Here is a 10,662-nt window from a genome sequence, read left to right as displayed (position 1 = left end):
CTGCCGGAGGCGCCTGTCGACCGTGCCTTCGAAGGCACGCCGGAACCCGAGGAGCCTTCGGAGGCGAGCGTGCGCTAGAGGGTTGCGGCGTTGACGGCGGCGATGGCGCCGTCGGAAACGGCGGTGGCTACCTGGCGCAGCTGCTTCGCGCGGATATCGCCCGCCGCGTACACGCCCGAGATGCTCGTCTCCATGCGTTCGTTCGTGGGAATGAAACCGTTCTCGAGGCGCAGCTCTCCGGCGTAGAGGGCGGTGTTGGGCTCCGACCCGGCATAGACGAACACGCCGCAGCCGTCGTCCTCTACCGTGCGCGTTCGGCCGTCCGCCAACGACACGAGGTCGAGCGCTTCCACGCGGTCCGCGCCGTGCAGCGCTCCCACGCGCGTGGCCGGAACCACTTGGATGTTCGGCGTTGCCGCCGTCTTGCGGCGGAATTCCGCGATGCAGGCGAGTTCGTCTTCCACGCAGACGATGGACACCTGTCGGGCGAACCGGGCCAGGTAGAGAGCTTCCTTCACGGCTCCGTCGGCTCCGCCGATCACGTAAACGCTTTTGCCTTCGTACGTCGTCGCATCGCGTGCCGCGTTCAGCCCGCAGCCCTTGCCCTGCAGCTCGGCCTCGCCGGGCACGCCCAGCTTGCGCGGCGTGCTGCCGTTCGCGAGGACGACGCGTGGAGCTCGGTAAGATTCCGTGCCGGTGAACACCGTCTTAGTCTCTCCGGCAAGGGCGGCGCGCTCCACCTGGTCGTAGACGATCTCGATGCCGGCTTCCAACGCCTGGGCTTCGAGGCGGCGGGCGAAGGTGGCGCCCGTCTCGTCGTCGAGGATGCCGGCGTAGTGGGTGACGGTGGACACGCCGCCGATGATGCCGCCCACGGCCTTTTGCTCCAGGATGAGGGTTTCGAGCCCGCGGCTTGCGGCGTAGATGCCTGCGCTCACGCCGGCAGGGCCGGCGCCTACGATGACGATGTCGTACTCTTTCATGGCGTTCCTTTCGAAGATCGTCTTTCGCCGCTATTGTAGTCCTGCTCGCGGGGCGCGGTAACCGTCCGCTTGCTTATGCCCGGATAAGCAAGCGTTATGGCTGTCTTCGGGAAGCACCCTCCTTGGCGAAGCATCCGATCGGCGTCATCGGGTCGAAGGGCGGTAGCGGCGTTCGAACCTGGTGAAGAACACGGCAAGCAACACGACGGCGGCGAGCGAGCAGGGGACGCCCGCCAGGCTCGGCCAGGCATAGGACGCGCCCGCGTTGAGCACGGTTTGGCCGATCATGGCGCCGAACGCATTGCCCAGATTGAAGGCCACCTGCACGCAGGCCGAGCCGATCATCTCGCCGCCGCCGCGGCCTACCTTCACCATGAGCAGCTGCTGGGGGCTGGACACGAAGAACATGCCGAACGCGCACAGGAACATGAGCGCCGCCGCGGTGGCCGGCGTGCCCGAGAACAGGAAGATGAGCAGCAGCGCAGCGCAGCCGATGGCCTGGCCGGCCGCCGCCATCTTTCCGGGCGACGTGCGGTCGGTGAGGCGTCCGCCCACGAGCGACCCGGCCACCATGCCGAACCCAGCCAGCACGAGCAGTGCGGGCAGCGCGTCGGCCGGAAAGCCGCCAATGTCGGTCAGCCACGGCGAGACGTAGCTCCACCAGCAGAAGATGCCGGTGTTGCCCAATAACACCGCGCCGATGACCAGCCACGGACCCGGCTTCTTCAGGAAGCGGAACTGGCCGGCCAACCCCGCGTCGGGGATGGGGCGTACGGCGGGCACGAAGCGCGCGATCAGCAAAAGCGAGCCGACGGCCCATACGGCGACGAACAAAAACGTCGCGCGCCACGACAAAAGGGCTGCCAGCAGCGTGCCGCCGGGCACGCCGACCATGTTCGCCACGGTCTGTCCCAGCACCATGATGGACACGGCTTGGCCTTCGCGGCCGGGGTCGGCCAGCTCGCGCGCCACGATGGTGGCGGTGCCGAAGAACGCGCCGTGCGGCAGTCCCGACACGAAGCGCGCCGCAACCAGCGCTTCGGCGCTCGGCGCGCAGGCGGCCGCGGCGTTGCCGACGGCCACGAGCGCGACGAACCCCAGCAGCAGCCGTTTCGGCGGCACGCGCCGTCCGAACACGAGGAACAGAGTGCCCGCACACACGCCCAACGCGTAGGCGGAGATGAAATCGCCGGCATCGGGCACGCTGACGCGCAACCCCGTAGCCGTCGCGGGCAGGATGCCCATCATCACGAATTCGGCGAACCCGAGCGCGAACGATCCGGTGGCAAGGGCGAGCAGGCTTTTCTTCATAGGATGGATGGTTCCTTCGGGACGGGGAGTATCGGATTGCGGCGAGAGGAGCGCTCTTTGCCGCGCGGGTTTCTCGCGAAGCCGGCTTAGTATGCCATCGCCGCGCTTCGGGCGGGCGAAACTTGTCGAGAATATGACAAACCTTCCATCGGACGGCCTCGGAGAGCCGGCGTGCTTTTGGAGATTGTCCGGAGACGTTAGAATACGATAGCTTGTGAGTAGCAATTATGAGAAAGTTCGCTTTGGATAACAACTTGGCGAAGACGGATCCCGCCGGAAGCGTCTTCAAGAGATAGGAGCAGCAACCATGTCCATGATCAACAAGGAAATCGACGACTTCACCGTCCAGGCGTTCCATAACGACGACTTCGAAACGGTGACGAAGGACGACGTGCTGGGGAAGTGGAGCGTGTTCTTCTTCTACCCGGCCGACTTCACGTTCGTGTGCCCGACGGAGCTGGAAGACCTCGGCGCGCTGTACGACAAGTTCCAGGAGGCGAACTGCGAGATCTACGCGGTGTCGTGCGATACGCATTTCGCGCACAAGGCCTGGCACGACGCGTCCGAGAACATCAAAAACCTGCCGTATCCGATGCTGGCCGACCCCACGCACAAGCTGGCCGACATCTTCGACGTGTACATCGAGGAGGAGGGTGTGGCCGAGCGCGGCAGCTTCATCGTGAATCCTGAGGGCAAGATCGTGTGCTACGAGGTGAACGCCGGCAACATCGGCCGTAACGCCGCCGAGTTGCTGCGCCGCGTGCAGGCCAGCCAGTTCGTGGCCGAGCACGGCGACTCCGTGTGCCCCGCGCGCTGGGTGCCGGGCTCCGAGGTGCTCCATCCGGGCATCGACCTGGTGGGCAAGCTGTAAGCCTGCATCGGCCGCGCATCATTGCTCGAGCGGAACCGATCGGCGCCCGATCCCCTGCGGGGTCGGGCGTTTTCGCGCTAGCGTCCCTACGCCGAGAACAGCTTGCGGATTTCGGCTGTCAGCTGCTTGCGCGCGAATACCACCAGCCCTAGCAGGAACACGCTGGCGGTGAGCGCGCTCACGAGCGAAGGGACGTCCCACGTAGTGAGCCCCAGCGCCTGCAGCGCCAGCGGGATGAGGCCCAGCCCCACGTCGAACAGCAGGTACTTCGCGTAGCCCGAGACGAACGTGCCGCGGAACACCGCCAGCAGCACGCCGTCGAACACGAGCGCCACCAGGCAGATGCCGGGTATGACGAAGGTGGTGACCACCGGGTTGCGCGAAACGAGGAACCAGATGGCGGCGATGGCCAGCAGCACGAGGAAGTAGCGCGCCACGACGCGCAGGAAGTCGGGCGTGTGCGTGAGGATGTTGCGCACGAACAGGTAGTTCACCACGAGGCCGACGCAGACTGTGACCACGATGTCGCCCGGAAGCTGGAGCAGATGACCCAAGAACAGCATCACCAGCAAGCACGCCCCCGTGGCGAACGCCAGCACCGCCAGCGCGATGGCGCCCGACTTGCGCACCTCGTTGCGCGGGAACACCGCGGGCGACGCGTCGCCCGAAAGCTCGGCTTGGCACAACGGGCACCGGTCGAGGTCGCCCGAGAACTGCACGCCGCATTTCTCGCATCGTTTCATCGGCCGTCGTCCTCCCTCGCGTCCGTCTCGTTGTGCGCCGGCGCCTCGCTCTTCGCGCTCGCGCCTTCGCGTGCGGGGGTTTGCCCTCCCCAGCGCTTCACCGAGGCCTCGATCTTGGCTTCAAGACGGTCTTCCGCCACCTCTTCTTTTGTCTTGTTGATGTTGATGCGCCCCTCGATGCCTTGGCAGGAGAAGAACCTGCAGATGTTCTTGATGACGTCCGGGTTCGAGTACACCGTGGAGATGCCGATGCTCAGATCGTCGCCGAACGCGCACATCAGGAAGTTCAGGCTGGTGGTCGAGGTCAGGATGTTGACGTCGCGGATATAGGGGGCCAGGCGTTCGTCGATGCGGATGGGGCCGAGGTTCGACATGGTGGTGGTCACGTCGCGCGCGGCCAGGCGGTTCGCCAGCCCTAGGATGAAGTCCTTCGCGAACAGCGGCGCCAGGCGCAGAAGCGGGTTCTTCTCCAGCGCGATCATGCGGTTCATGCGGCTCTTGAGCTCTTCGGCCTGCGTGGCGGTTTTCAGCTGATCCTGCACGATGCGGGCGACCGTCTCCACCGGCTCGTCCTCGTCGCCGGGCACGTAGGATACGAACGCCAGCCCGAAGAAGTTCTTGACGGTGGTGGATTTGAAGAACTGGCGCAGGTCGACCGGCACGTCCATGCGGATGGCGCGGCTGCGGTCGCGGCGCGGCATCTCGGCACGGATGGCGCACATGATGACGGCGATCACGAGCGCGGTCACGCCTACGTCCCAGCTGCGCGCCAGGGCGAGCACGCGCTTCGCGGGGAGGTGGTACTCGAAGAACGTGGGATCGGCCTCGTCGCGCCAGCCTTTCAGCCGGTATACCTTCGGTGCCCGCGTTGCGGCGGCTTTGTCGCGTTCGAAGTATTTGTCGAAGCTGTTCTCGGACTTCTGGTGGTCTGAGCCGTCGTATTCTGCGGGCACGCCCTCCACGCCGTAGCGCTCCTCGATGTAGGCGTGCAGCAGCGCCTTGAAGAAGCTGAGCGAGCCCCGCCCGTCGGACACGATGTGCGACACCTCGAGGTTGATGCGCGCGGCGTGGTAGCTGACGCGGAACAGCACGCTTTTCGCGTGGACGTGCAGTCCGTAGCAGATGGGGAGGTTCTCCTGCTGCACGACGGGGACCTGGGCGGACTGTTCAAGGTAGTGCCAGAACATGCCGCTGCGCAGGCAGACGTTGAAGTTGGGGAAGACGCCTGCCGTCTTCTCGAGGGCATGCTGCAGCGCAGCGGGATCCACGTCGTCTTGCATGGTGGCTGCGTAGCGGAACACCGTCTGGGCCGAGCTGCCCGCCTGGGACGAGTAGAACTTGCCGACGTTGTCTAGTCGGTACCAAGTATCCCGAGCCATGCGGGTTCACCCTCCTGCGTGAGATCGTCGCCGTCCAAGAAATGCTTGATGATGCGGTACGTGTCCTTGACCAGGCTGAGCACCGACGGATACAGAAGGTAGCCGTGCACGGCGTCGAGCATGCGGTAGCACTGCACCTCCTGGTCGCCTTCCAGCTCCAACCGCGCCGCGTACGCTTCTCCCTCGTCGCGCAACGGGCAGTACTCGGCGCTGATGACCAGCGTGCGCGGTTGCCGCGACAGGTCGGGGTCGAGCAGCGGCGCGAAGTAGGGGTCGTCGAAATCGGCGGGCGCCGAGCGGTACAGGTCCATGTAGCCCTCGATGTCGCGCCAGGTGAGCAGGTAGTCCTCGCCGTTCTCGCGCACCGAGTCGAACCACGACGTGAACGGGTCGTGGTCGTTGTACGTGACGGGGTACAGCAGCATCTGCGTGCGCGGCTGGAAGTCGCCGCGGTCGCGCGCCATGAGCGACAGCACCGCCGCCAGGTTGCCGCCCGCGCTGTCGCCGAACAGCACCACGTTCTCGGGGTCGACATCCTCCAGCAGCGTGCCTGCGTACAGCTGGCGCGCCACCTCGTAGCAGTCCTCGGCCGCCTGAGGGAAGCGGTGTTCGGGTGCGCGCCGGTAGTCGACCGACACTACGCGTCGCTCCAGTTGGATGGCCATGGTGGTGCACGCGTCGATGTAGAAGTCAACCGTGCCGTTCACCCAGCCGCCGCCGTGGAAGAACAGGACGGTGCCGCGCGAGTCCTCGGATACCTTCAGCCCCTCGGCCAGCGAGAAGTCGAAGTCAAGCGGCGTGAACACGCGCAGCGGCACCTCGAAGCCGTCGGGCATCGTGGCGAAAGCCTCGTCGATGCGGCAGCGGGGGTTGGGCAGCACGAGCTTGGCGCTGACGTCCTCGGCGAGGCGCTGCGTTTTGTAGAACTCCCTGATGTCGGGCCGAAGCCGTGTTGCCGCCTTGAACGCGGCAAGAACCGCCTTGTTGATGGGCATGCATGCCGTCCTTTCTCTGAACCTCATCGTAGCATAAGCGAACCCTGCCGAGCAGGGCGTTACGCAAGGCTCATCCAGGTATCGGGCAGATGTTTTTATCTTGTCGAGAGGAGATTTACCCCAGGTCGATCACCGTGGTGACGCTGACGGGGGCTTCCGGGGATTCCGTCTCGGCGCTCCAGACGCTCACGGCGGGGGCTGGATCCTCGCCAGCGTCGACGGCCTTCATGACGGCTTTCCATTCCTCGCGGCTTTCGGGCACGAGCCATAGGCCGCCGGCTTCCTCCAGGAAATCGCCGTAGTAGGGGCCGGTGGTGCTGTGCACGGTGATCTCGTCGCCGCTTGCCAGCTCGTCCGCCCAGGCCAGCTGGTCGTCGAGCGGCACGTTCGTTTCCACGAAGCCCTGCAGAAGCGTCAGCAGGGCGCCGGTCTGCGCAGGGTCGTCGTACGCCAGCTCGATGAACCGCGTCATCATCTGGCGATCCACCACCTGTCGGATCATCTCCTGCTGGTAGCCGGTGTCGCTGTAGCCGGTGCGCGCACGTGACAGCGCCATGGCGCGCCACGGCGTGAGCGTCTGCGGCCCGGCTTCGTACACCTCGTCGGGATGGTCCTTCGTGTAGAAGTTGTACGTCAGCCCGTAGGGCAGGTCCACGTCGAGGCCGCCGAAATGCTCCACGATGCTCTGCAGTCCGTCGAAGCCGACCACCACGTACTGCGAGACGTCCACGCCGACGACGTCGGACACGGCTTGGCACTGCGCTTCGGGACCGGCGTTGGTCAGCATCTGGTTGAGCTTCGCGGTGTTGCCGTCAGGGAAAACGTAGGCGGTATCGCGAGGCACGCTGACGAGCGTGATCAGGTGCTTCTCGAAATCGAGGCGCATGAGCATCATGAGGTCGGCGTGGCCCGGCGTGTACTCTTCCCAGGAGTCGTCGCCGATGACGAGGATGTACTCGGGGTCGGGCACCGGGGGCGCCGGCGTGTCGTTCACGACGAGCGGCTCCGGCTGCGCTTGCTGCGCCTTTTCTTGCGCGGGCGGAGCAGAGCAGGCGCCGAGGGCAGCTGCGAGCGCGATGGCGGCGAGGAGCGCGACCGTCCGGAGGGTCTTAGTCAACTTGACGTTGGAAGCGATGGGGGACATGTGGACCGCCTTCTTTCCGCGTGCGTTTCGTTTCGATCTCCTCCATGATACCGGATGGCCCGTTCGCCGAGCGCGCCGTTTCGTCGGACGACGCGAACCGCGTGCATCGTCCGGCTACGCGTCGAGCGGTTTGTCGGCGGGGAGGCCGGCCAGGGCGTCCGCAGCCAGCTGGAGCGCGTCGACGATGCAGCCGTCGCAGCTGCGCAGGGGCTGCTTGGTCTTGATCCCCTTGAGCTCGGGGCACAGGGTGGAGCCGTTTTGCTCGCGGAAATCGCTCACGAGCTTCCGCACGATGCGGTACGTCGCCTGTTTGCTGGTGCGGTCGTCTTGTCCGTTGCTGTTCGCCAGGCCGATGGCCATGGCGGCGCCCGATACGGCTCCGCAGGTTTCGGTGAGGCCGCCCATGCCGCCGCCCAGTCCCTCGGCAGCGCGGAAGCACAGCTCCTCGTCGGCGCCGATCAGCGGGGCGAGCGTGCAGGCGACCGCCTGGGCGCAGTTGTACTTCATGCCGTGCAGCTCCAGCGCGCGGCGACCGAGCGCTTCGCGGTCGAAGGGGCGTTGCGTGCAGGCGTTATCGGTGGTCATGAGTCGTTCCTTTCGTTCAGTCGCAGCTATGATAGCGCGTCGCGGGCTCTCCGTGGCCGTGCGGTTCCCTTTCGGGTATCCTGAAACGGTTACGGAAGGACGGCGCCGGAAGGGGCGAGGCTGTGGACGAGCGCACCATTCTCGTCGTAGAGGACGACGCGGATATCAACGCGCTGCTGGCGAAGATCGCGGCGCGCGAGGGATTCGGCTGTGTGCAGGCGTATTCGGGCACCGAAGCGCTGCTGCAGATGGAACGCGCGGCGTTCGATCTGGTTCTGCTCGACATGATGCTGCCGGGCATGGATGGGCCGACGTTGATGGCGTGCATGCGCGACGAGCTGGCCTCGCGCGTGCCGGTGATCGTGGTGTCGGCGAAGGCGGGCTCGGCCGACAAGGTGGGCATGCTCGCGGCCGGCGCGGACGACTACGTGACGAAGCCCTTCGACCCCGACGAGGTGGCCGCGCGCATTCATGCGGTGCTGCGCCGCGCTGCGGGAGCGAGCGCGGCTGCGGGCGCGGGCGGCGTCTGCCCCGACGACGAGGCGCTTGTCCATCGCGACCTGCGGCTGGACGTCGCGCGCCGCCGCGTGACGCTCGGGGATGCCGAGGTGGCGCTGACCGCGCACGAGTTCGACATCCTGCACGTGCTCATGCGTTCGCCCGACAAGGTGTTCTCGCGCGAGCTGCTGTACGAGCTGGTGTGGAAAAACGGCTATTACGGCGAGCAGAACGCCGTCAACGTGCATGTCAGCAACATCCGCAAGAAGCTGGCGGCGGCCGGAGGGGCGGGCGACTACATCAAAACCGTGTGGGGCATCGGCTTCAAGCTGGCATGATGCGGGCCTTTACGCTTTCCTTAACCTTTCTTGAGGACTTATTTCCAGGCTGCATCGTATCGTTTCCCCAAAACGACAAGGCAAGCGGAAGAAAGGGAGAAACGATTCCATGGACACGGTGATCGAGACGAGGGGGCTGACGAAACGCTACGGCGGGGACGTCTGCGCGCTGTACGACGCGGACGTGAGCGTCCGCCGCGGCGACATATTCGGCGTGGTGGGCGACAACGGCGCGGGCAAGACGACGCTGTTCAAGCTGCTGTGCGGGCTGGCGTTTCCCACGGAGGGCGAGGTGCGCCTGTTCGGCGCGCACGAGCCGCGCGAGTTGGAGCGCCAGCGCACGCGCATCGGCTCCATCATCGAGAGCCCCGGCTTCTATCCGGGTTTGAGCGTGGAGAAGAACCTGGAATGCTGCCGCATACGCAAGGGCGTGCCGGGCAAGGACGCGGTGGCGCGCGTGCTGGACACCGTGGGGCTGGCGTATGCGAAGGATCGGCGCTGCCGCACGCTGTCCCTGGGCATGAAGCAGCGTCTTGGTTTGGCGATGGCTCTTTTGGGCGAGCCGGAGGTGCTGATCCTCGACGAGCCCACGAACGGCCTCGACCCCAGCGGCATCGTGGAGATGCGCGCGTTCCTCCAAGGGCTCAACCGCGACAAGGGCATTACCATCGTGATATCGAGCCACCACTTGGCGGAGCTCGAGCAGATGGCCACGACCTACGCGTTCCTGAAACGGGGTTGCGTGGTGGAGCAGGTGAGCGCGCGCACGCTGCAAGAGCGGTGCGCCGACTACGTGGACATCGCCGTGTCGGATGCCGCGCGCTTCACCGCGCTGCTGGAGAAGGAGCTGCGTCATGAGCGCTACCTGGTGCTGCTGGACGGCACCGTGCGCATCTTCGACCCGGCGGCGGGCATCGAGGCGTACAGCGGCCTGGCCGCCCGAGCGGGCATGGACGTGTCCAAGCTGGAGCGCAGGAAGATGTCGCTCGAGCAGTACTATCTCGAGCTGAAGGAGAAGGGGGTCGCATGATGCTGAACTACATGAAGAGCGAACTCTACCGCATCGTGCACGGCCGGGAGCTGTACCTGTTCACCGGCGTGCCGTGCGCCATCGTGCTGGCATCGAGCGTATTGCTGTGGGCGATGGCGAGCACGCCCGACTTCCCCTACGCCACCGTGCGGTTCTCGCTCAGCAATCTGATCTCGATGCTGCCCTCGCTGTTTCTGCTGGCGGGGCTGCTCGTCTGGGTGCTGTTCGCCGACGATAGGAAGGACGGCACGTTCAAGAACGCCGTCGCGGACGGCTGCTCGCGACGCGATCTGTTCGTGGGCAAGTGCCTTGTGTCCACGGGGCTGGGGCTGGCCAGCATGACGGTGATCCTGGCGGTGTACGTGGGCAGCGCCGTGCTGCTGCTGGAGGGGCCCGCGGACGCGGTGTCCATCCTGCTCAAGGGCGTGGCGGCGGCGCTGCCGTTCACCGTCGCCTGCGTTGTGCTGGGCGTTGCGGTGTGCTCCGTGCTGCCGAAGACGAGCGCTGCGTTTCTGGTGTGGTTGGCCATCGTGGCCATCGTGCCTTCGGCGCTGCACGCGGTGGGAATGGTCGTGGAGCCGGTTGGCGCGCTGGCCAGCTGGTTGCCGTACAACTTCTTCTCCAACGAGGTGGCCATCAACCAGAGCGGCCTGGCCGAGTTTCTGTGGGACACGCCGGCGGGTTTGGCGAAGTGCCTGATCGCGGGGTTCGCAGGCGTAGCGGTGTTCGGCATCGCGGGTCTGTGGCGCGCAAGCAAGACGGAGCTGTAGGGGCGCGACGGGAAA

The 10,662-nt window shown here is 65.9% G+C and carries 11 protein-coding genes; 4 read left to right on the top strand and 7 right to left on the bottom strand.

What is annotated here, in order from left to right; all coding sequences use genetic code 11:
• Positions 1-74 precede the first annotated feature (74 nt).
• Both HMPREF1023_RS04670 and HMPREF1023_RS04665 read right to left on the bottom strand, forming a co-directional pair.
• Positions 75-983, bottom strand: coding sequence for an NAD(P)/FAD-dependent oxidoreductase (locus HMPREF1023_RS04670; RefSeq protein ID WP_009305024.1), 909 nt, complete (start codon positions 981-983; stop codon positions 75-77).
• 144 nt (positions 984-1,127) lie between these two features.
• The gene (locus HMPREF1023_RS04665) at positions 1,128-2,294 is read right to left on the bottom strand and encodes an MFS transporter (RefSeq protein WP_009305023.1); all 1,167 of its coding nucleotides are present in this window, start codon (positions 2,292-2,294) and stop codon (positions 1,128-1,130) included.
• Positions 2,295-2,601: 307 nt separating this feature from the next.
• Here HMPREF1023_RS04665 and ahpC point away from each other — a divergent pair, with 307 nt between their 5' ends.
• Entirely contained in the window at positions 2,602-3,165 is a 564-nt protein-coding gene (ahpC, locus tag HMPREF1023_RS04660) for an alkyl hydroperoxide reductase subunit C (RefSeq protein WP_009305022.1), read from the top strand.
• Between the two features lie 86 nt (positions 3,166-3,251).
• Here ahpC and HMPREF1023_RS04655 read toward each other — a convergent pair whose 3' ends face one another.
• The 5 genes from HMPREF1023_RS04655 to HMPREF1023_RS04635 all read right to left on the bottom strand — a co-directional run bounded on the left by HMPREF1023_RS04655 (position 3,252) and on the right by HMPREF1023_RS04635 (position 8,011).
• A complete protein-coding gene (locus HMPREF1023_RS04655) occupies positions 3,252-3,908 on the bottom strand; it encodes a DUF6320 domain-containing protein (protein WP_009305021.1) in 657 nt (218 codons plus the stop codon).
• The gene (locus tag HMPREF1023_RS04650; protein ID WP_009305020.1) at positions 3,905-5,287 is read right to left on the bottom strand and encodes a hypothetical protein; all 1,383 of its coding nucleotides are present in this window, start codon (positions 5,285-5,287) and stop codon (positions 3,905-3,907) included. Before HMPREF1023_RS04650 ends, HMPREF1023_RS04655 begins: the two co-directional genes overlap by 4 nt.
• Positions 5,260-6,282 (bottom strand): alpha/beta hydrolase, encoded by a 1,023-nt coding sequence (locus HMPREF1023_RS04645; protein ID WP_009608742.1) that lies wholly within the window; start codon positions 6,280-6,282, stop codon positions 5,260-5,262. Before HMPREF1023_RS04645 ends, HMPREF1023_RS04650 begins: the two co-directional genes overlap by 28 nt.
• A gap of 115 nt (positions 6,283-6,397) precedes the next feature.
• Entirely contained in the window at positions 6,398-7,426 is a 1,029-nt protein-coding gene (locus HMPREF1023_RS04640; RefSeq protein ID WP_009305018.1) for an LCP family protein, read from the bottom strand.
• A gap of 114 nt (positions 7,427-7,540) precedes the next feature.
• Positions 7,541-8,011 carry a C-GCAxxG-C-C family protein gene (locus tag HMPREF1023_RS04635; protein ID WP_009305017.1) on the bottom strand — a complete coding sequence of 157 codons (471 nt, stop codon included), beginning with the start codon at positions 8,009-8,011 and terminating at the stop codon, positions 7,541-7,543.
• A gap of 122 nt (positions 8,012-8,133) precedes the next feature.
• Here HMPREF1023_RS04635 and HMPREF1023_RS04630 point away from each other — a divergent pair, with 122 nt between their 5' ends.
• The 3 genes from HMPREF1023_RS04630 (at position 8,134) to HMPREF1023_RS04620 (ending at position 10,647) form a co-directional block, all read left to right on the top strand.
• Positions 8,134-8,847: a response regulator transcription factor gene (locus HMPREF1023_RS04630; protein WP_009305016.1), complete on the top strand. Its 714-nt coding sequence runs from the start codon at positions 8,134-8,136 to the stop codon at positions 8,845-8,847.
• Between the two features lie 109 nt (positions 8,848-8,956).
• Positions 8,957-9,877, top strand: a complete 921-nt coding sequence (locus HMPREF1023_RS04625) for an ABC transporter ATP-binding protein (protein ID WP_009305015.1) — start codon at positions 8,957-8,959, stop codon at positions 9,875-9,877.
• Positions 9,874-10,647 (top strand): ABC transporter permease, encoded by a 774-nt coding sequence (locus tag HMPREF1023_RS04620; protein WP_009305014.1) that lies wholly within the window; start codon positions 9,874-9,876, stop codon positions 10,645-10,647. Before HMPREF1023_RS04625 ends, HMPREF1023_RS04620 begins: the two co-directional genes overlap by 4 nt.
• Positions 10,648-10,662: the final 15 nt, after the last annotated feature.

The organism is Eggerthella sp. 1_3_56FAA (assembly GCF_000185625.1).
Taxonomy (GTDB): domain Bacteria; phylum Actinomycetota; class Coriobacteriia; order Coriobacteriales; family Eggerthellaceae; genus Eggerthella; species Eggerthella lenta.
This window is presented reverse-complemented; position numbering and strand designations above follow the sequence as displayed.

Excerpts from the sequence above, each read along its gene's own strand:
- HMPREF1023_RS04670 (WP_009305024.1), bottom strand. The coding sequence starts at position 983 with ATGAAAGAGTACGACATCGTCATCGTAGGCGCCGGCCCTGCCGGCGTG.
- HMPREF1023_RS04665 (WP_009305023.1), bottom strand. The coding sequence starts at position 2,294 with ATGAAGAAAAGCCTGCTCGCCCTTGCCACCGGATCGTTCGCGCTCGGG.
- ahpC (WP_009305022.1), top strand. The coding sequence starts at position 2,602 with ATGTCCATGATCAACAAGGAAATCGACGACTTCACCGTCCAGGCGTTC.
- HMPREF1023_RS04655 (WP_009305021.1), bottom strand. The coding sequence starts at position 3,908 with ATGAAACGATGCGAGAAATGCGGCGTGCAGTTCTCGGGCGACCTCGAC.
- HMPREF1023_RS04650 (WP_009305020.1), bottom strand. The coding sequence starts at position 5,287 with ATGGCTCGGGATACTTGGTACCGACTAGACAACGTCGGCAAGTTCTAC.
- HMPREF1023_RS04645 (WP_009608742.1), bottom strand. The coding sequence starts at position 6,282 with ATGCCCATCAACAAGGCGGTTCTTGCCGCGTTCAAGGCGGCAACACGG.
- HMPREF1023_RS04640 (WP_009305018.1), bottom strand. The coding sequence starts at position 7,426 with ATGTCCCCCATCGCTTCCAACGTCAAGTTGACTAAGACCCTCCGGACG.
- HMPREF1023_RS04635 (WP_009305017.1), bottom strand. The coding sequence starts at position 8,011 with ATGACCACCGATAACGCCTGCACGCAACGCCCCTTCGACCGCGAAGCG.
- HMPREF1023_RS04625 (WP_009305015.1), top strand. The coding sequence starts at position 8,957 with ATGGACACGGTGATCGAGACGAGGGGGCTGACGAAACGCTACGGCGGG.
- HMPREF1023_RS04620 (WP_009305014.1), top strand. The coding sequence starts at position 9,874 with ATGATGCTGAACTACATGAAGAGCGAACTCTACCGCATCGTGCACGGC.